Source organism: Moorena sp. SIO4A1 (genome assembly GCF_010672065.1).
Classification (GTDB): Bacteria; Cyanobacteriota; Cyanobacteriia; order Cyanobacteriales; family Coleofasciculaceae; genus Moorena.
The window spans coordinates 300,430-322,736 of the sequence record NZ_JAAHHX010000007.1 but is presented as its reverse complement, the minus strand read 5'-3'; the positions used below and the strand labels follow the sequence as shown (position 1 = coordinate 322,736).

The 22,307-nt window shown below is 41.8% G+C and carries 11 protein-coding genes and 1 pseudogene; 9 read left to right on the top strand and 3 right to left on the bottom strand.

Features of this window, described 5'->3' with window-relative positions; genetic code table 11:
• The first annotated feature begins 1,224 nt into the window (after positions 1–1,224).
• The 7 genes and pseudogenes from F6K53_RS08015 to F6K53_RS07985 all read left to right on the top strand — a co-directional run bounded on the left by F6K53_RS08015 (position 1,225) and on the right by F6K53_RS07985 (position 19,443).
• Positions 1,225–7,701 carry a type I polyketide synthase gene (locus F6K53_RS08015; RefSeq protein ID WP_293064412.1) on the top strand — a complete coding sequence of 2,159 codons (6,477 nt, stop codon included), beginning with the start codon at positions 1,225–1,227 and terminating at the stop codon, positions 7,699–7,701.
• A 156-nt stretch (positions 7,702–7,857) separates the two neighbouring features.
• Entirely contained in the window at positions 7,858–8,949 is a 1,092-nt protein-coding gene (locus F6K53_RS08010) for a condensation domain-containing protein (RefSeq protein WP_293080336.1), read from the top strand.
• A 361-nt stretch (positions 8,950–9,310) separates the two neighbouring features.
• On the top strand, positions 9,311–11,050 hold the full coding sequence (locus F6K53_RS08005) for an SDR family NAD(P)-dependent oxidoreductase (protein ID WP_293064416.1): 1,740 nt from the start codon (positions 9,311–9,313) through the stop codon (positions 11,048–11,050).
• A gap of 76 nt (positions 11,051–11,126) precedes the next feature.
• A complete protein-coding gene (locus F6K53_RS08000; RefSeq protein ID WP_293064419.1) occupies positions 11,127–15,878 on the top strand; it encodes a PfaB family protein in 4,752 nt (1,583 codons plus the stop codon).
• Between the two features lie 210 nt (positions 15,879–16,088).
• A pseudogene (locus tag F6K53_RS07995) lies at positions 16,089–17,096 on the top strand (transposase).
• 176 nt (positions 17,097–17,272) lie between these two features.
• Complete coding sequence (locus tag F6K53_RS07990) at positions 17,273–18,970, top strand: PfaD family polyunsaturated fatty acid/polyketide biosynthesis protein (protein ID WP_293064422.1); 1,698 nt, start codon at positions 17,273–17,275, stop codon at positions 18,968–18,970.
• Positions 18,971–19,161: 191 nt separating this feature from the next.
• Positions 19,162–19,443, top strand: a complete 282-nt coding sequence (locus tag F6K53_RS07985) for a hypothetical protein (RefSeq protein ID WP_293064425.1) — start codon at positions 19,162–19,164, stop codon at positions 19,441–19,443.
• Between the two features lie 75 nt (positions 19,444–19,518).
• Here the strand turns inward: F6K53_RS07985 and F6K53_RS07980 are convergent, their stop codons facing one another.
• Together F6K53_RS07980 and F6K53_RS07975 are read right to left on the bottom strand one after the other, a co-directional pair.
• Positions 19,519–19,704 carry a hypothetical protein gene (locus F6K53_RS07980; protein WP_293080323.1) on the bottom strand — a complete coding sequence of 62 codons (186 nt, stop codon included), beginning with the start codon at positions 19,702–19,704 and terminating at the stop codon, positions 19,519–19,521.
• A gap of 129 nt (positions 19,705–19,833) precedes the next feature.
• On the bottom strand, positions 19,834–20,712 hold the full coding sequence (locus F6K53_RS07975) for an Rpn family recombination-promoting nuclease/putative transposase (RefSeq protein WP_293066184.1): 879 nt from the start codon (positions 20,710–20,712) through the stop codon (positions 19,834–19,836).
• 62 nt (positions 20,713–20,774) lie between these two features.
• Between F6K53_RS07975 and F6K53_RS07970 the strand changes: the two genes are divergently transcribed.
• Positions 20,775–20,963, top strand: coding sequence for a hypothetical protein (locus F6K53_RS07970; protein ID WP_158069450.1), 189 nt, complete (start codon positions 20,775–20,777; stop codon positions 20,961–20,963).
• Here the strand turns inward: F6K53_RS07970 and F6K53_RS07965 are convergent.
• Positions 20,929–21,480 carry a Uma2 family endonuclease gene (locus F6K53_RS07965; RefSeq protein WP_293066181.1) on the bottom strand — a complete coding sequence of 184 codons (552 nt, stop codon included), beginning with the start codon at positions 21,478–21,480 and terminating at the stop codon, positions 20,929–20,931. The genes F6K53_RS07970 and F6K53_RS07965 overlap by 35 nt on opposite strands.
• Positions 21,481–21,817: 337 nt before the next feature.
• Between F6K53_RS07965 and F6K53_RS07960 the strand changes: the two genes are divergently transcribed.
• Entirely contained in the window at positions 21,818–22,051 is a 234-nt protein-coding gene (locus F6K53_RS07960) for a hypothetical protein (protein WP_293038082.1), read from the top strand.
• The last annotated feature ends 256 nt before the right edge of the window (positions 22,052–22,307 follow it).

Sequence of the window (22,307 nt, the reverse complement as noted above, 5' to 3'; positions counted from 1 at the left end):
ATTTATCAAATAGATATCTGATATTTGATAAATGGGATGATTATTGTATTTAAGTGATAGTTCAACCTGTAACTCTGGATTTATTTGTCAAACTACATGACTTATTGAAACTAATTTGACGATGCTAACCCTAGTTTAGCTCAACAGAAAAAAACGGTAACAGGCGACACTCCTGTGCTACTAGTTGAGGAAAAATTATTTTATTTCTTGAATGTTTATCTGATTCAAGGTGTCAACCCGTAGAGATTGACTAGGTTAAATTCAGATAATTTTTCTACGATTAATGTGGTCAATGTTATCATTTATACCAAGTATATTGCTGCTATCGGTCTAGATAGATAAACTTTGTCTGGAGAAAAAAGTTTGGTATTTTAGGGTAAGCATTCACCTATCAAATCCTGAGCTAAGGCGCTACAGGCATGCTGTGCAAACAGCTAATCTAATCCAACGTCTGATCAATAAAGAGAGTTCCCCCATAAGCTTGTTTTCGTGAGCGACGCGCTTCGTGATGGGTTGCTTCTGACTCAGTTCTGTTGCAGGAATCATCAATAGCTGATAGCTCGCAAGTACAGTAAGCATGTAGCGCCTTAGCTGATGGCTGAATACTTCAGGGGATGACAACTTGAAAGGGTATAGGGTCAAATTAAGCCGTAATTAAAACCTGTTAATCATAACTGAACCAGATATAGCAATCCTAAATCATTTGTAAAATTAGCAAAATCTGGAATCTTTGCTGGGCAAGGGTTACAGCGTTTGCTTTGGCCAATATATTTCACGAATCATTTAGGACTGCTATAGAGTAGTTTGCTGGAAATTCAGGGGCTAATTTATGCTAAATAAACCTGTCTAATAAGCGCCAATAGTGGTGAGGGTTAAAACACAATCACCCCTGCTCTTCTCCTACTTCCCTCTATTCCCACACGTCCCTCTCTTGGTAGTTTTTTATGTCTCTTTACAAACAGTCAAGAATAAACATTCAGCACATGAAATTTGTAAAAATATTATCCAAGTCATCCCCTAGGGCAATCCATACTATTTACAATAGCTTAAATAGCAGTGATAATTGGTAAACAATATATTTTTTAATACTATTAATTTTTATTTAAAAGCCGTAAAACTAAATAAATAAACTTGGCAATTCAGTTTATAACACTAGTTTGATTATCACAAAAAAATGAAACTATAAATTAAGTTAACTAGTTTACCGTGGTTAAGACTCAGTCTATGTCTAATTCTAAACTTGACATGGCATTGGCCCAGCTCCAAGAGGACTTGGATAGCTTTGAAAAGAATCTGATCCAACGTATCCAAGGGAAAGACACGATGTCGGATAAATTAACAGAATCAAGCAATATTAACCAAAAACTGCCACAAACTCCTATCGCCATTGTTGGGATGGCATCGCTTTTACCGAAAGCCAGAAATTTGCAAGAATACTGGACGAATATTATTGCAAAAATCGACTGCATTACTGATGTTCCTGCGTCCCACTGGAATGTAGACGACTACTACGATCCAGACCCCAGGGCACCGGACAAAACCTACTGTAAAAAAGGGGGATTTATCCCACATATCGATTTTAACCCCATGGAGTTTGGGCTCCCTCCGAATATCCTCGAAGTAACAGATGTTTCCCAGTTGTTAAGTCTAGTAGTGGCAAAGGAGGCGATGGAAGATGCGGGCTATGGCAAATCCCGGGAGTTTAATCGAGAGCGTACTGGGGTGATCCTAGGGTCGGCACTGGGAAAACAACTAGGTACACCACTTTCAGTGAGATTGCAGTATCCGATTTGGGAGAAAGTCCTAAAAAGTAGTGGGTTATCGGATCAGGATACTAAAAAAATTGTAGAAAAAATCAAGCTAGCCTATGTGCAGTGGAACGAAAATGCCTTTCCCGGGATGCTAGCTAATGTTATTGCTGGACGCATTGCCAACCGTCTAGATTTGGGGGGAACAAACTGTGTAGTGGATGCCGCCTGTGCCAGCTCATTAGGTGCTTTAAAAATGGCAATGAGTGAGCTGAGTGAGCATCGCGCTGACATGATGCTGACTGGAGGGGTTGATACGGATAACTCTCTGTTTGCCTATATTTGTTTCAGCAAAACCCCTGCCATCTCGCCAAGCCAGACTATTAAGCCTTTCGATGCTGAGTCGGATGGAATGATGCTGGGTGAAGGCATCGGGATGCTGGTACTCAAACGTCTGGAGGACGCTAAGCGAGATAATGACACAATCTATGCTGTGATCAAAGGCATTGGTACGTCCAGTGATGGTCGATATAAAAGCATTTACGCTCCTCGCCCAGAAGGACAAGCGAAAGCCTTGAAGCGGGCTTACGAAGATGCAGGTTTCTCTCCTACCAGTGTCAGCCTGATTGAAGCACACGGCACGGGGACTAGAGCTGGGGATCCCAGTGAATTCAAGGCTCTAAAGGACGTTTTTAGTGAAAACAACCCCAAAAAACAGTATGTTGCTCTCGGTACTGTTAAATCCCAGATTGGGCATACCAAAGCTGCGGCTGGTGCAGCTAGTCTAATCAAAACTGCCTTGGCTCTACACCACAAAATCTTGCCACCTACTATCAACATCACCAACCCCAACCCAACACTGGATATTGATAATTCACCATTTTATTTGAATACTGAAAGCCGACCCTGGATTCGGGCTCAAGGAGATGGGCCAAGGCGTGCTGGTGTGAGTTCTTTTGGCTTTGGTGGCACGAATTATCATGTTGTTCTAGAAGAATATGAACAGGAAAACAATCATGCCTATCGTTTACACCACACTTCCGAGTCCATTCTCCTGTCTGCGCCAACACCAGAGCAATTGTTAGCTCGTTGTGAAGATACCTTACAAAAATTACAATTTAAGACTGGAGAGGAGCACTACCAGGAACTGATTGATAGCTGTAAAGCTGAAGAAATTCCGGTCACTGAAGCCAGAGTGGGGTTTGTGGCGGATTCTCTAATACAAGCTTGCAGATGCTTACAAAAAACTATTAACTACCTGAAAAAGAAACCACAAGCACAATCGTGGAATCATCCCCAAGGGATCTACTATCGTGACAGTGGTATCAAGCTGGAAGGAAAAGTCGTTGCCCTGTTTTCAGGTCAAGGTTCCCAGTATCTAGAAATGGGGCGGGAACTGGTGATGAATTTCCCTTGTTTGCGCCAGACCTATGGTTATATGGATAGTCTGTTCCTCAAGGATAGTTTGAAGCCCGTTTCAGAAAAGGTTTTTCCTGCGCCTGTGTTTGATACAGCTCAACGGCATATCCAGGCTGAAGCACTGCAACGTACAGATTATGCTCAGCCAGCCATTGGAGCCTTCAGTGTTGGTCTTTATAAGATTCTACAACAGGCAGGATTTAAGCCTGATTTTATTGCTGGACACAGCTTTGGAGAACTCACTGCTCTCTGGGCTGCTGAAGTTTTGAGTGATGAGGATTACTTTTTCCTAGTTAAAGCTAGAGGCCAGGCAATGGCAACCCCAGATGATCCAAATTTTGATCCGGGAGCAATGCTGGCGGTGAACGGAGAAGTTAATCGAGTCAAAGCGGTTATTGATAGTTTTCCTCAAGTTACCATTGCCAATTTCAATTCCAATCACCAAGTGGTCTTAGCCGGTTCAACAGCAGAAATTGCGAAGGTAAAGGAACTGTTGACTGAAAAAGGGTATTCTGCTACTTTGCTGCCAGTTTCCGCTGCCTTCCATACTCCTCTGATTGGGCATGCCCAAAAAGTTTTTGCTCAAGCGAGTGAAGCAGTTAGGTTCAAAAAAGCAAAAATTCCGGTTTATACCAATGTGACTGGGGAGCGTTATCCCACTGAACCCCAAGACATTAAAAACATTTTGGGAGTACATTCAAGCAAGTCAGTACTGTTCAAGCAGGAAATCGAAACTATCTACAATGCAGGGGGGTATTGCTTTGTTGAGTTTGGACCTCGGAGCATCCTGACCCACTTAGTAAAGGATATTCTTGGTGATAAACCCCATGTCGCCGTAGCCTTAAATGCGAGTCGTCAACAGGATAGCGATCGCCAATTGCGTCAAGCGGTTATCCAGTTGCGCGTTGCTGGTTTGCCCTTGAAAAACCTCGACCCCTACCAAATTGAGCCTCCAGCACCCAAGACTGACAAAAAACGGCTCAATGTCCGGTTAAATTGCGCTAATTATGTGTCAGAAAAGACGAAAAAGGCTTTTGAAAAGGCTTTGCAGGATGGACATCAAGTGACATCTCTTGCTCAGGATAATGGGGCAACTCATGGGTCTACAGTGGAAACTTCACTGACACAAATGCTCACCAATGGAGATGGGTCTAGCCAGAGCAATGGTCACACAGCAAAGGCCAATCATCAGCAGAGTTCTTCAACTAAGGTTGTCAAGCCATCGACACCATCCCTGAGTAATGGACATCGGTCTAGCCAGAGCAATAGTTACACAGCAAAGGCCAATCATCAGCAGAGTTCTTCAACTAAGGTTGTCAAGCCATCGACACCATCCCTGAGTAATGGACATCGGTCTAGCCAGAGCAATAGTTACACAGCAAAGGCCAATCATCAGCGGAGTTCTTCAACTAAGGTTGTCACTCCACCGACACCATCCCAGAGTAATGGACATCGCTCTAGCCAGAGCAATAGTTACACAGCTAAGGCCAATCATCAGCGGAGTTCTTCAACTAAGGTTGTCACTCCACCGACACCATCCCTGAGTAATGAACATCGCTCTAGCCAGAGCAATGGTAAGACAGCTAAGGCCAATCATCAGCAGAGTTCTTCAACTAAGGTTGTTACTCCATCGACACCATCCCTGAGTAATGGACATCGCTCTAGCCAGAGCAATGGCAAGGGGGCTATGGCCCAGAACCCAAGAAACAGGATTGCACTCTCGCCATTCATCCAGCCCACATCTCGGTTACGTCCCATGGAGACTTCTCAGAGCAAACCCACATCAATTCCCACTCAACCTACTCAAAAGCCAAATGGGCATCTTGTGACCTCCTCTGGGAGTAGCACCAATGACAGGTCTGATGCCAAACCAGCACTAGCTCTTACTCAACCCGCTCTTGAATCGAACATGCCCTCAACACCAACCCTATCTGTAAATTCTCAACGTCTTTTAGAGAGCTTAGAGTACAGCTTGAAGTTATTTAGTCAGCATCAAGGTGAAACGTTACAGGTTCACGGACAATATCTGAACAATCAGCTGGAATATGCCAAAACCTTTTTTCAACTGATGCAGCAGCAGCATTCCTTGTTTGGCAACAGCAACGGAACTGATCAACAAGCGCAAACCAAGCAAGTTGTCCTACAGAGCTTAGAGCGCAGTATGATGCAGTTTCACCAGCAGCAAGCTCAAACTCTCAACGTCCATGAACAATATTTAAACCATCAGGTAGACTATACTAAAAACTTTTTCCAACTGGTAAAACAGCAGTATCAACAGCTTCTCACAGGTGAGGTTGTTGATCAACCAGTGCTAGAAACTGCTGTAGGGAATCAATTGGTGGGGAATCAGGAGTTAACCAAACAACCTACTCCTACAACGGTGACAACATCAGTTACTAGCGCTCAGGATAGTCTCAATAATTTGCCAGGCACTACCAAACTCACTACAGCGACTAAGCCAAAACATAAGTTAGTAGACCAGCAGGATAGCCAAACCTCTGACAATGGGGAGGTTGTAAAGCAAGAAGAAACAGTTAAACAGAATCTTTCTGATAGCTCAAGTAGCTCGAGAGCATTTATAACTGTTCCTAGGACTACCCTGGTTAAGGAGCCAGAAACACAGCCAGCTTTAAGCAATGTCTCAACATCCGTTGAGGAAAGTTTAGTAACTGAAGTCAAGGTTGAGCCAACAGCAAAAGTAGTATCTTCAGCATCAGCAGCTACGGCTATTAATGCCATTCGTCAAACTCTGCTCGATGTGGTTAGCGAGAAAACCGGCTATCCAGCGGAAATGTTAGAGCTGGATATGGACATGGAAGCGGATTTAGGCATTGACTCGATTAAACGGGTGGAAATTCTAGGTGCTTTGCAAGAGATGTATCCTGATTTGCCTCAAGCTAATCCAGAGCAACTTGGAGAACTGCGTACCCTTGGTCAAATCGTGGAGTACCTACAGTCCTATGGTTCCAAGGTTCTCCCTGTCGAACCTAAAGCAACAACTGATACTGACTTAGCTCAGATGCAAACAATCGAATCTGAGCCAGTGGAAAGCAATGAGGTTAAACCAGTTGGTGACAATATAGCGCTAGAAAATCCCACACCACTACCAGCTATAGATGTTAACGCCATCAGTCAAAATTTGCTCGATGTGGTTAGCGAGAAAACCGGTTATCCAGCAGAAATGTTAGAGCTGGATATGGACATGGAAGCGGATTTAGGCATTGACTCCATCAAACGGGTCGAAATTCTAGGTGCTTTGCAAGAGATGTATCCTGATTTGCCTCAAGCCAATCCAGAGCAACTTGGAGAACTGCGTACCCTTGGTCAAATCGTGGAATACCTACAGTCCTATGGTTCTAAGTTTCTCCCTGTCCAACCTGAAGCAACAACTGATACTGACTTAGCTCAGATGCAAATAATCGAATCTGAGCCAGTGGAAAGTAATGAGGTTAAACCAGTTGGTGACAATATAGCGCTAGAAAATCCCACACCACTACCAGCTATAGATGTTAACGCCATCGGTCAAACTCTGCTCGATGTGGTTAGCGAAAAAACCGGCTATCCAGCGGAAATGTTAGAGCTGGATATGGACATGGAAGCGGATTTAGGCATTGACTCCATCAAACGGGTCGAAATTCTAGGTGCTTTGCAAGAGATGTATCCTGATTTGCCTCAAGCGAATCCAGAGCAACTCGGAGAACTTCGCACTCTTGGTCAAATTGTTGAGTATCTTCAACAGCAGACAGCGACGACTGAAAAAAAAAAGTTCCAGCAGCAGCCTTCTAGTGAGCAACTTGAGCTAGATCATAATATTCCACGCTGTTTGGTAAAACTTAAAACTCTACCTGAGCCAGATAGTTTGGATTTCGCGTTACCTGACAAGCATATTGTTTTGTTAACCGATGATGGTTCACTAACTACATCCAAACTGGCTCAATCCCTAACAGACCGTGACTGGAAAGTGGTGGTCTTAAGTTTTCCCCAATCCCTGATTGCAGAACAACTACCTTTACCGAAAGGAGTTAGTCGTATTGTGTTGAACGATTTGAGTGAGGAGCATTTGAAACAACAATTGGCAGCAATTACTGCTAACTATGGTTCGGTTGCTGCATTCATTCATCTCAATCCTGCCCTTGAGACCGGGCCCAATCATGGGATTACCTTTCTTGACCTAGAAAAAGCTCTTCTTAAGCAGGTCTTTTTGATTGCCAAACATCTCAAACCATCACTGAATCAAGCAGCGCGTCAAGGACGCAGTTGTTTCATGACTGTTACTCGTCTTGATGGAGCGTTTGGATTAGCAAAAAACGTGAACTTTGGTGCAATTGGTGCGGGTCTATTTGGATTGACTAAAACCCTAAACATTGAATGGAAATCGGTATTTTGTCGGGGCATTGATCTGAGTCCTGAGCTGAATGCTGAGGGCTCGGCTCAGTACATCATGGCTGAACTTCACGATCCTAACCATTATATTACTGAAGTTGGATATAGTTCACTCGGACGAGTAACCCTGAGCACTGAGCCATCCATCTAAATATAGTGCTTGAGTGCTGAGTGTAACTAGTGGCAAAAAGCAGGGTGTAGTTTACTATATAGTGCTTGAGTAATGAGTGCTGAGTGCTGAGTGTAACGAGTAGCAAAAATTAGGGTCTACTTTAACAAACTGGAACAATCAAGCAAAACCTTGAATATGTTAACAATGTCGCAAATTTCCCCAGAAGAAACCCTAAACAGAAAGCTACTTCCTGTCGAGGAAGGGACGGAAATCTTAAATCGCCTTGCTACATCGAGTTATGTAGTAACGATGAGTCGCGTCAAAGGACCTCTGAGTGAAGAAATTCTTAGACAAGCTCTTGACCTGATTCAAGACCGTTACCCTTGTCTTAACTGTCGTATTGTTGGCTCGTTAGATAATCTCTGGTTTAAAACTGGAGGGGTGTCCAAGATTCCTTTGCGTGTGGTTGAAAATCTCTACAACGAACACTGGCAAGAGGTTGTTCTCGAAGAGCTGAATCAGGGAATTGAGAGTGATAAAGGTTTGATGCGGGCAGTACTAGTTCGTGCTGAGAGTGAAAATAGTGCGAGCTATCTGATTACATCAACCCACCACGCCATATCAGACGCCTTATCTTGTGTCCAATTGCACTCAGCAATTTTGACCTACTGCCAGAAAATTCACTGTGCGGAACCAATAAATTCAGTACTTCCCTTGCCGATACTCCCACCCATAGATAGGTTAATTCCTATATCAACGAGGGGATTCCAAGGGATTTGGCATAGATCATTTATATTATTACGAATAATTTTTAATCAGGTTTGGCATCGACCAAAAACTCTCAGCTTTGAAAAGTCCGTACCCATTAATTTACGCCGTTGTGGTATGGTGCAAAAATCCTTAGACAAAGGCTTAACCCAACAGTTAATCAATCATTGCAAAAAGGAAAAGACAACAGTACACGGTGCCCTGTGTGGGGCGATGCTGTTGAGTGCTGCGAAAAGCATCACAGCAAATAATAAAAAAAGGTTGTCTGTCAGTTGCCTATCCTATGTTGATTTGCGCAGACGCTTGGAACCAGTGGTCAGTGATGAGGTCATGGGGATGGTAGTTTCAGGTGTTACCTCATATCACACCTTACAAAGCAATTTATCATTTTGGGATTTAGCTCGGAATGTTAAAAAACAGATCGAATATCGTTTGAAGGGAGTGAATATATTTAGAGTTATTTTGATAATTACAGCCTTGACTAAGAAGTTATTTAGTAACGCTAATCGAGGCTCATAAACCGTATCTATAAGCAATATTGGTAAAGTTCATATACCTAATAAATATGGTTCATTTACACTAGAAGAAATAAGCTTTGCAGCAGCGAACAGAGCCCGTGGGGGAAGTGTATTGCTTGATGTTACAACCTTTAACGAAAAAATGATTTTAAATTTTATTTTTTCTGAGCCATCAATCAGTAAGGAGACGATAGAAATATTTACTAACAATTTCCTTTTGTGTCTTATTGAGGCTTGCTCAGCCAATGTAGCTTGACCCCTGACGGAGTGCCACAAAGGCTAGTTGGACACCCCTGACAATGAGAGTTAAATAATCATAACTATTTATCAATTAATTAATTCTAAAATTCTTGGCAGACTTTATGATCCAAACAATTCAAATCAGTCAATCATCAGTGTTTCTTGTCAGTGGGGGAGCAAAAGGCATTACCGCTGAGTGCGTGATTCGGATAGCACAGCACCAACCATGCAAATTTATCCTACTGGGTCGTTCATCAATCATGACAGATGAACCAGATTGGGCAAAGGATTGTTTTGATGAATCTGAATTGAAAAAACGGATTATGAACAATATCCTTGGCCAAGGACAGAAGCCTACCCCCATGGAAGTACAACGGGTATTTAAGACAATTGTTTCGAGTCGAGAAATTCACAAAACTCTCTTGGCAATTGAAGAAGCAGGCGGTCAGGCAGACTATATTGATGTTGATGTAACCGATGCTTTAGCCTTACAGCAAAAGCTCGCGACTGTGGTTGAGCGCATGGGTCCAATTACCGGTATTATCCACGGAGCAGGGGTTTTAGCGGATAAATTAATTGAAAAGAAATCGGAACAAGATTTTGAAAGGGTTTATGCTACCAAAGTAAAGGGTTTCCAAAATCTGCTGAGTTGTGTCAGCCCAGGTCAACTGGATTATTTAGTTCTATTTTCCTCTGTAGCTGGTTTTTACGGAAATATCGGTCAGTCGGATTATGCGATCGCAAATGAAATTCTCAACAAATCAGCTCATCTGGTCAAGCAACATCATCCCTCCTGCCATGTAGTTGCCATCAATTGGGGACCTTGGGACAGTGGTATGGTGACTTCCGGACTCAAGAAGGCGTTTGCTAAGCGCAACATTGAAATTATTCCGATCCCAGTGGGGACAAACATGCTAGTTAAAGAACTGGATAGTGCCAATCAGGACACGGCGCAAGTGGTGATTGGCACTCCACTGGAACCGGTGTTAGGGGAGTTAAACCCTGAGTTACGAAGCTATCGTATTCGCCGCAAGTTGACAGTGGACGCTAATCCCTTTTTACAAGATCACGTCATTGGCGGTTATCCAGTATTGCCAGCTACTTGTGCCGTAGGATGGATTATTAATGCCTGTGAACAACTCTATCCCGGTTACAAATTCTTCAGTTACACAAATTTCAAGTTCTTTAAAGGGATTATTTTCAATCATACTCTGGCAAGGGAATATATTCTGGATTTGAAAGAAATTGCTAAGACCAATGACGGTTCAATAGAATTTGAAGCAAAAATTCGGACGAAAAAACAAGAAAGTAAAATTCCTTATCATGAGCATTATCGGGTTCATATTAAGCTAGTCAGAGAAATTCCTAGTGCTCCCACTTATGAGAATGCTAACGTTGAGGAAGATTCTAAAATTACTGAAAAGATTCCATCATCATTATATCAAAGTGAAGAATCTTCCTTATTTCATGGCCCTTCCTTTTGGGGGGTGAAACGGGTCTTGAATCTAACTCCTACAAAAATTACGGCAGCCTGTGCTTGGTCATCTATTAGTGACCGACAACAAGGGCAGTTTCCCATTCAAAATTTCAATCCCTACATCGCTGATCTTAAGACACACGCGACTGGAATTTTGATTTATTATTTTCATCAAGAGGAATTGTTACCTGCCCAATCGGAAAAATTTGAACAATTTGCCATGATTCCAGCGGGAGAAACATTTTATGTATCTACGGAACTCAAATCTAAAGTCAATAAAAATGTCATTGTTGATATTATAACTCATAATCGTGAAGGACAAATCTACTCCCGTTGGCTTGGCTGGAAAGGAACTATTTATCCTATAGGATCAAAGGGCATCTAATTTTCTAATAGAAATTAATTGAATACCGTAACTATCATTTTTTTAAACTGATTATTTTCTTTCTTACAAATTATCTATGGATAAAATAGCAATAATTGGATTATCTTGCCTTTTCCCTGATGCCAAAACTCCAGAAGAATTCTGGCAGAATCTGATTACCCAAAAAGATTCCACTTCCTTATTAACTGAAGAGGATATGGGAATTGATCCGGAAAAATTTTTTAATCCATTAAAAAATAAACCGGATAAAACCTACTCCTTAATGGGAGGATATATCCGAGATTTTACGTTCGATGTCACTGGATACAACTTGCCGTCAGAACTTCTGGAAGGGTTAGATCCTCTCTTCCAAAGGTGCCTGTATGTTGCCAAACAAGCACTACAAGACAGTAATTATTTGAGCAATGACAGTGTGCTCTCAAAGTGTGGTGTAATTTTGGGTAATCTCTCAAGCCTTACTCCACTCTCGAATGAACTCTTTGGATCGATTTATCAGCACACTATCGAAGCTGCACTTAGGGAGCTTTTGCAGAATCAAAACTTTCAGTTGGCAAAATTACCGAAATCTGCCAAATTATCTCTGTATAATGGGATGAACTCTGGGGTGCTCTCAGCGTTAGTCGCCCAAGCTTTTTCTCTATCCGATATTAACTATACCCTAGACTCGGCCTGTTCCTCATCACTGTATGCTGTGAAATTGGCAAGTCATTACCTACTATCCCACAAAGCTGATTTGATGTTAGCGGGAGCCATTAGTCATGCCGATCCAATTTATGTTCGCATGCTATTTTCTGGTGTTCAGGGTTACCCTGAACATGATATCAGCCGACCCTTAGATCAATCTTCCAAAGGTCTAACCCCAGCCGATGGGATTGGTATGGTGGTGCTCAAGCGCTACAGTGACGCGATTCGAGATGGTGATCAAATTTATGCCACAATCTGTGGTAACGGATTATCCAATGATGGTCGGGGAAAGCACCTGCTGAGTCCGAACCCCCGAGGCCAAATTTTAGCTTATAAACGAGCTTATGCTGAGGCAAACATTAGTCCAAAGAGCATCGATTACTTAGAATGCCATGCTACTGGTACTTTCCTTGGTGATACCACTGAATTAGGCTCTGTAGATACCTTCTTTGGTCAGCATCAAGCATCTATGCTGGTGGGTTCTGTCAAATCTAATTTGGGTCACCTGCTAACTGCTGCTGGTATGGCTAGCATGATTAAAGTCATTTTGAGTATGTCTAAGGGTGTAATACCCCCGACCATTAATATAACGACTCCCCTCAGCTCTCCTAATAATGTGATTGCAGCGGAGCAAGTGGTTCGAGCTGCAACTCCCTGGCCGAACAATAAACCGCTTAAACGCGCAGCCATCAATGCCTTCGGTTTTGGCGGAAATAATGCTCATTTGATTCTTGAGCAATCCACTCAGGTCGAAGAAATTCCTGATTTTGAACCGGAAGCCTCTACACCGGTGCCGGCTACTAAGATGGCGATTGTGGGCATGGACAGCTTTTTTGGCTCTTGTGATGGCTTGGATGGGTTTGAGCGTAGTATTTATGATGGAACCCAGCATTTTATGCCCCTTCCTAAGCAACGCTGGAAGGGAATCGACGACCAAAAGCAATTGCTCAAGCACTATGGCTTGACAGATGGTAAAGCACCCTTAGGCGCTTACATCCAAGATTTTGACATTGATACATTACGGTTTAAGATACCGCCCAATGAAGCAGAGACACTCAACCCTCAACAACTGCTAATGCTTAAGGTAACCGAGCGTGCTATCAAAGATGCAGGACTAAGTGAGGGGGGAAATGTGGCAGTGATTATCGCTGCAGAAACCGAACTTTCTGGTCATCAGCTTCAGCAGCGATGGCATCTGTCTTGGCAACTCAAAGAAGGTTTTGTTGATACGAATCAATCCTCAACCTCCGAAGCTATCGATACCTTAGAAAGCATTGTTAAAGATAGCATCCACCACCAGGCAAAAACCAGTGACTATCTCGGTTACCTCGGTGTGATCACAGCCAGTCGTATTTCTGCTCTGTGGGATTTCAACGGGCTTTCCTTCACCCTCGGTGCTGGGGAAAATTCCACCTTCAAAGCTCTAGAAACGGCACAACTATTACTCGCTGCTGGGGAGGTAGATGCGGTGGTTGTGGGTGCTGTTGACCTAGCTGGCAGTGTGGAAAATGTTTTGTTGCGAAACCAATTGGCAAAGGTCAACACAGGAGTCAATACCCTCAGTTACGACCAAAACACTAATGGCTGGATGGTTGGTGAAGGGGCTGGCGCTGTGGTTTTAAAGCGTCTTGATACAGTCAAGCAGGAGCAAGACCGTATTTATGCAGTGATTGATGCTATGAGTTTGGTACAAGCCCGTGACGCATCAGACCAGGTCAATCCCTTCCCGCAACCGCCTCTGGCTGAAGCTGTCATACAAGCGTGTCAACAGGCTCATACTCAAGCAGACATCACACCTGGGGATATTGGCTATTTAGAGGTGTTTGGTAGTGGAGTAGCTCAGGAGGATGAGGCAGAGATTTGCGGATTAACCCAAGCCTATCAAACTGTTAAGGCTGATTTAAGTTGTGCCATAGGTAGTGTCAAGGCAAATATTGGTCATACCTATGCTGCTTCAGGAATTGCTAGCTTAATCAAAACGGCACTCTGTCTCTATCACCGATATATTCCAGCAACACCTCAATGGACTGGTCCTAAAATGCCTGAGGTTTGGCAAGGTAGTCCATTTTATGTGGCAAGTGCATCAAGAGCTTGGTTTTTAGAACCAGAGAGCACCAAACGAGTAGCAGCAATTAACGGTATGGGAATGGATGGGACTTATGCCCATATAATTTTGTCAGAGGAACAGAGTCAGTGCGATCGCAACAGCAACTATTTGGAGCAAACACCGTTTTATCTGTTTCCCATTGCTGCTGATGGTCAATCGGAGTTACTCGAGCAGCTCCATAATTTAGAACAAACTATCGAAAATAGTGTTTCTCTATCTACTGCTGCTCGCCAAACCTTTGCCACATTTAAAAAACGTTCTCAGGCCGCTTATACCCTGGCAATTCTTGGACACAACAACGATGAATTAAAACGAGAGATCCAGCGTGCAATTAAAGGGATTCCCAAAGCTTTTGATACAGGTAAAGACTGGCAAACCCCTATGGGAAGCTATTTTACAGCTAAACCACTGGCTAAACGGGGTACCGTTGCATTTGTTTATCCTGGTGCTTTTAATTCCTATATCGGACTAGGTCAGAATATTTTTCGACTGTTTCCCAAAGTCTACGAGGAGGTAGATAAACATATCGCCAGTATGGCTTCGATGCTCAGGGAAAGACTTTTTTATCCAAGGAGCTTAAATTCCCTATCCAGAAAGCAAGTCGAAGTCCTTGAAAAGCAACTGTTAGATGATTCCCATAGCATGCTCATCTCTGGAATGGGCTTTGTTAGACTCTTGACCATAATCATGAGGGATTATTTCCAAGTTCAGGCTCAATCTACCTTTGGGTACAGCCTAGGGGAACTTAGTATGATGATTGGTCAGTCGGTCTGGAGTAACTATGATCAAGCTATCGATGGCTTAAGCTCCTCTGAGATATTTCGCAGAAGACTGTCTGGTCCTAAAAACGCAGTTCGTGAGTATTGGGGATTACCCCAAGGCAACGATGATCAGCACGAACAAATTTGGAGTACCTATGTTCTGATGACTCCGGTATCCCAAGTTGTGGAATATCTCAAACATGAGAATCGCGTCTATCTTACTCATATCAATACGCCAAAAGAAGTGGTAATTGCTGGTGATCCTCAAGCTTGTCGGAGGATGATTGACACTCTCAAATGCGATGCCTTCCGTGCTCCTGCCGATGATGTACTTCATTGTGACGCCATGGCTTCTGAATACCATGAACTTGCTAGACTCACAAGTTTACCTATCTCCAGTCAACCAGATACTATTTTTTATTCCGCAGCCGACTACAAACCCATTACCCTTGAGAGTCATGCTATTGGTCACGCGATCGCCAAGGGTCTTTGTCAGCCCCTCGATTTTCGTCGGCTAATTAACCAAGTCTACGAGAATGGAGCCAAGATCTTTGTGGAGGTAGGCGCTGGCAGTACTTGTTCTAGATGGATTGGTGAAAACCTCAAGGATCAGGAACATGTCACAGTTTCCCTCAATAAAAGAGGTTCAAACGACCATACCTCTATTGTCAAAGCCTTGGCAAAACTAGTTAGTCATCACGTCTCTCTGGATTTGTCGCCACTGTATACTCAGGAACCAGAAAATTCCGGGAAACAGCGCTCAATGGTTAAAACTATAACCTTGGGTGGGAGCCCGATTAAGTCCACCATTTTGACCAATACTAACCAGGAAATAGCCGAAGCTCTATCATCAAAAGTCCTGATTCATCAGACTTCGGAACATCCACAAACTTTGCTCAATTTTAAACCATCTAAACCTGTAACTTCACCAACTCTTAAAAAGACTCTCATCAACCCTGAAAATAGTGCTAATATTTCTTTAAATTACAGCGTTATAACCTCCGAAGAAATTAACTCTGGTCAGCCGCCTCTTAAAATACCGCTGGAGAATAATCACAGTCTAGAGTTAGCCCAAAACAGTAACAATTTGATGCTGGGAGTAAACTTCAGCGAATTATACAAAAATCAGTATAAAAAACTGAGTTATAATACATCTCACATCACCAAAAACCATGCTGCTTTTTTAAGGAATCAACAAGAATCATTGAAGCAAATTGGCGACATTATTCAGCACCAAGTAACGTTTTCAAAGCAGTTGCTTGATTCTGAATCATAATACGGACAGTTCCGACTCCTGTCCAAGGGGCGTCCCTGAGTTAAATACCATGGACCAGTGGGCTCTTTTAACTACAGGACTTACGCAAGCACGCTATATATAGCGTGTAAAGCCGATAAAAAAGAAAATCAATCCCTAAACGGTAAAAACAGATAAAGTAAATGATAAGATCAAGGGAGAAACCAACTAAAAAAATAATGGTAATAAAGATTGGACAAGCTAGATTACTGTCAATATTTGTTGAGTAGCCAAAACAATTACACCATAACTAATTTGGCAGAGCATCTTCCCAAACTAAGTCATGCTCAAATTAACCGATATTTAAAAACCGAAAAAATTACTCCCAAAACCTTGTGGTTAAATGTCAAAGAATCTATTGAATTAGATGACGACGGCTATCTAGTATTTGACGATACAGTGTTGGATAAAAACCCTTCAAATAAAATAGAATTGGTGCGAAAACAATACAGTGGTAATACTCATAGTGTGGTTCGAGGAATAGGAGTAGTAACTTGTATATATGTTAATATTAAAACTGGGAAATTTTGGGTAATAGATTACCGTATATATGCTCCAGAAGAGGATGGAAAAACTAAACTAGACCATGTAGAAGATATACTCAGAAATGTTGTGTTTCATAAGAAACTCCCCTTTAAAAGGGTATTAATGGATAGTTGGTATGCCACTCAAAGACTAATGGCGTTAATTGATAACTGGAAAAAAATCTACTACTGTCCTTTAAAAAAGAATCGATTGGTGGATGAAACAGGAGGTAAAGAAAAATACAAAAGAATTGACTCATTGGAGTGGAGTGATTTAGATGTTAAACAAGGAAAATTGCTCAAAATAAAAAAGTTTCCTTCCCAGAAAAAGGTGAAGTTATTTCGGGTTACTATTTCTACCAATAGAACGGAATACATTGCCACAAATGAATTAACTGCCTCAGATATTGAACAGGTAAAATAAACTTGTTCTTATCGTTGGAAAATAGAGGAGTTTCACCGGGAACTTAAACAATTGACTGGCATACAATCTTGTCAGTGTCGTAAATCTCGAATCCAAAGAAACCATATTGCTTGTGCCATTTTGGTGTGGAATTTTATGAAAAAACTAGCTTACTTGAATCAATGTACAGTTTATAAAATTAAGCACCAAAGTTTATCTTCATATTTAACTAAAGAACTTCAAAAACCTTCTTTAGTTATGAATTTAGCCTGATCATACTATACTCCATATCTGGTGTCTTTACGTAAGTCCTGAACTAGCCTGATTTGATATCAAGTCTGGTAGCGTTAAAACCCAATTAAAATAAGCTATCGGACTTGATATTACCAAAGTTTTGACAGGTAACTGTAATGGACTTCTAATAATTAATTGAAAAAAGCTGTATTATAATGACTAAAACTAGCTCTAAAGCATTCATTTGTTTAGATAAACCTCTAAGCAAAAATAATAATCAAAAGGATCATAAAATCGGATTTTTTAATTGTTTTTATGGTCAAAATCAAGGTTGGAAAGGGTCTTTGGATGAGATAGCATTTGATGATCGAGGAATTAAGGCTAAACTGCTAGATTTAGAGAAGTCCTGTTATATCGTTAGATCCCAAGGACAGATTGGCATAACCCAAGAAGGCTACTGGTATCCTTCGGAAAATGGCAAGAGCTCTCAAGTAGAACTGCTGATGGCAGTTCCACCAATACAAATTCAACAGTTAGGCGATCCCAGTTTTTTATCCTTTCATGGGGTGAAATCTGCCTATGTTACTGGAGCGATGGCTGGTGGAATTGCATCTGAGGAGATGGTCATTGCTCTCGGCAAAGAGAAAATTTTGAGTTCATTTGGTGCTGGCGGATTAAGTCCTTCCCGCCTGGAAGCAGCTATTAAGCGTATTCAACAGGCCTTACCCCAAGGTCCCTACGCCTTTAATTTAATTCATAGTCCCAGTGAACCTGCGATTGAACGCCATGCTGTTGATCTATTCCTCAATTATGGTGTTAAAACTGTAGAAGCCTCTGCATTTCTAGATTTAACTCCCAACATTGTTTATTATCGAGCTGCTGGATTGGGACTCAATACAGCTAATCAAATCGAAATCAAAAATAAAGTTATTGCTAAAATCTCCAGAAGAGAAGTTGCTGCCAAATTTCTCCAACCTGCTCCAAGACAAATTCTTAAAAAACTCGTTGAACAGGGATTAATCAGTGAGTTACAGGCAACTTTGGCAGAAAAAGTTCCCATGGCAGACGATATCACCGTAGAAGCTGATTCAGGTGGTCATACAGATAATCGATCTTTGGTTTGTCTGTTACCTTCTATCTTGGACTTGAGGGATGAAATTCAGGAAAAATATGGTTATGAAAACCCCATTAGAGTTGGAGCTGCTGGTGGGATTGGTACGCCACAATCAGCCTTAGCTGCTTTTATGATGGGTGCGGCTTATGTTGTGACTGGCTCTATTAATCAGTCTTGCCTTGAAGCTGGAACCTCTCAACATACTAAGGAAGTGTTGGCTAAAGCTGATATGACTGATGTCACCATGGCTCCAGCAGCAGATATGTTTGAAATGGGGGTAAAACTTCAAGTCCTCAAAAAAGGTACCCTCTTCCCCCTACGGGCGCAGAAACTCTTTGAGTTATATAGAAGCTATGACTCGATTGAAGCGATTCCTATCCAGGAAAGAGAAAAACTGGAAAAACAAATTTTCAAGAGAAAAATCGAAGCTATCTGGGAGGATACAATAGCTTATATATCCCAACGAAATCCTGATAAAATAAAACAAGCTGCCAATAATCCTAAGGTAAAAATGGCTCTGATTTTTCGCTGGTACCTAGGATTGTCATCGCGTTGGTCGAAGTCAGGGGAGAAAGGCAGAGAAATCGATTATCAGATTTGGTGCGGACCTGCAATGGGCAGCTTTAATAACTGGGTGCAAGGGTCTTACCTCGCTGCTCCAAATAATCGCAGTGTGGTTGATGTGGCTCACCACATCATGAATGGGGCTGCATTTTTACACCGAATACAAAGTTTGAAAATTCAAGGACTCCAAATGCCAGATTACTACAGTCAGTATCGCCCAGTTCCTCTTTCCTAAATTGGTAATTTTTAATTATTGATATTGTCAAGCTTAGTAATTGGTAATTAGTAATTGGTAATTGTAATTACTATTGATCCATTACCCATTACCAATTGCCACGTTTACTATGAACACTACTGCAGGGTACTGGAGACCATCTAACTTATAGATTACGTAGATTACGTAAATTTTGTCCTAAGGATAATAGTATGCTAAAAACCCATAAAGCACCAGAAAAAGGAAGTCAATTTTCAACTCCATCAGAAAAAGTTGTCCATGGTCGCAAGAATCTTAAGCTGATGGATGTTAATTATCGGCGTAACACTGAGTCGGATTACACCGAAAAAATAGAGCAGTTGTATAAAAACTTCGACTATAGCAGCAATAGCGATTATTACTGGGGTGAACCTGAGCTTTCACTGCTGTACGGTACCCCCCTCTATGAAGCGGCTTCACCCTCACAACAAAAAGCTCTAAACCATCTCTATTAGGCTTTGAATTACTATTTAATTGCTGCTACTGAAACTAATACAATCTTATTCAATGAAGTGACAGCAAATGCCTTCTTACCCCAGGGCAATCGCATCTAAATCAGGAAAACCAACGAAGCTAAAGTGATTGGACTTGTTTTCCACAATATTTCTCATTTTTGGTTGGTTAAAGGAGCATGCCAACGGGGTCGGAACAATCTGGCGGCATGGACGAGGGTCTTCGAGCTCTGCAAAGGCTTCTATAATTGCGATTTGAGACACAAGAGTAGATGGATTAGACTAAATTTGCGCTCAATTATACCATATCTTGTTTATATTTAGAATGAAATAGCCCTGCTATTTTGCCCACCCTACGTTAATTGGTATTTTTTTGAACTTTTTCTTTCTCTCTTAGGACAACTGATTAATTTCATCGATAGTCAACCCCGTATATTGAGCAATATCACTCAGGGGTAACCCAGCGGCCTTCATCTGTTTAGCAATCTGGTATTTTCCTTCAAGTCTACCTTGTTCTCGTCCTTCTAGCCTTATTTCTTCTCGTCCTTCTTCTCGTCCTTCCCTTTTCGCAAAATTCAATGCACCTCGCCAGTCCCACAAGGCCATTTCCTGTTTCCAAATCTTTTCCAATTCTGACTCACTAAACCCCGCTTGATTCGCTATTGTTAAAGCTTGTTCTAGCTGTGGGATTTCTTTGAGCTGGTCAGGAATGATTTCTAAGTTGGGTGCTTCTTTGATAAAAAAGATCCACTTATCGATCACACTTTCCAAGTCTTCCAGTTGCTTAGTAAATTTAGGGAGTTCCACAAACACCAACTTTAATTCATTTTCCTGATAAGGCAAGTGGTCTTCTTCTTCTTGAAAGTAAAAACAGCTAATGACTTTTTCGGTTGAGGGGAATAACTTAAAATCGGTTATGGTTAAAGCAATGACTGGATTGATATCGAAATATATCTTTCCCGATTTAAGTTGATTTCCATAGGTTTGGCACAAGTTATAAACCACTCGCTTCTCGAAATCCTTTACATTCCAGATTTGCACTTCAATCAGGACAGTCGTTTCATCCTCTAATACTGCCTTAACATCCAGATAAGTATCTTTGAAATTTACCAAATACTCGTCACTATAGGAATCAATAATTTCTAAATCCTGGATGACGGAATTACCAGAGTATATCATGGCATTGAGGAAGGAAATCAGAATATCCTTACTCTGATCTGAGCCAAAGATTTTCTTGAAAGCAAAGTCAGTTTTCGGGCTGATGAATCTCATGGTTTTACAGGTTTATATAGGGAACAGGGAATAGGGAACAGGGAATCGGGGAGAGTAGTAGGGTGGGCAAAAACAGTTTGGTTTTGTTGAGTATTAATGATTATATTACTTTGCCCACCCTACTTTATAATCTCACTCTTGCCTATTGCCTATTGCCTATTGCCTATTGCCTATTGCCTCTTCCCTATTCCCTATTCCCTGTTCCCTTGTCTATACTCAATCAAACTCCGGTGCCCACACTTCAACAATAGGTAATTCCCAACCAGGAAGCAATTCTGGTACTTGCAGCACATCCCCATCCCCCAGCACAACTTTATCCTGATTGAGGCGATAAACTTCCATCGTGCGAGTTCTCGGATCTACTAACACCCCAACTGTAGTTCCCAATTCCAGAAATTGCTGTATCTTCTGGCGCAATTTTGGTAGGCTATCGCTTTTAGATTTTACCTCAAATGTCAAATCAGGGACTAATTCGGCGTAATCTTCCGTAGTGCGAGGTAGACGTTCAGCTAAGATAAAAGACGCATCCGGGGCACGAACATCCCCATCTTTATTCGGTAAGCGAAAACCACCACTAGAACCAGAAACTCTTCCTAATTTGCGGGGTCTTACCCAGTTACGAAGTTGAGCAGCGATTTCTATGGCTACTTCATCGGATTCTAACCCTGAAGGACTCATAAAAATAATTTCTCCCCCTATTAATTCTATCTGATAATCAGGATGCTGTGCTTGCAGCGTTTCTAAATCTTTGACCGTTAAATTAGCCATGCTTAAAATCCTCCATCTACAGTTTTAGTTTAGGGGATAGGGAGTAGGGAGTCGGGAGTAGGGAATAGGGAGTAGGGAGCAGGGAGCAGGGAGAAGGGAGCAGGGAGTAGGGAGTAGGAGCAATTGCGTTTGTAATTGGGCTAAAATTCTAATATTTTTACCAAAATTACCACACTAAATACCCTCCCCATACTAACCACATAAATCTCTTATTTATGTCCTATTTACTATTATAGCAATTTTAAATTTCGTAATAAAAAAAATTCCTAAACCCCTTGACATTGGATTAATTTATTTATATATTAATAATGTACACCATTTAAGGATACTGTTGATCATGACAAAAAACATTCCGCCTAACTCCGATGACAATCAAACTCCTGAAAACCCTGGTCGTAAACCTAAGAAAGTCAAGTACGTTTTGATCGGTTCTCCTGAACAAGTTCGGAATACGATTAATGCCATCTATGCCCTTAAATACGCCTATCCCGACGAGTGGAGCACTCCAGAACCTACTGAAAAGCCTGGTGAGGTTATGACCTTTTTGATTCGATATTTTTATGTAGACTAGGATAGGGTTTTGCCAGGGTTTTGACGCCCTGGCGACTAGGAATTGTGGAGGTTATTTTGAAGCGATCAGTTATCAGTTATCAGCTATCAGCTTATGGGTTAGGTCACAGGCTGGAAGCCTGTGCCACAAAGCTGACCACTGACCACTGAGGAATTTATTCGTTGATCAACAGTATCTAGATTTGAGCTCCGCTGTATTTGTGGTGGCTTACACAATAGAAATCGGTCAAGGATTGGGGTTAACCACAACTTGACCG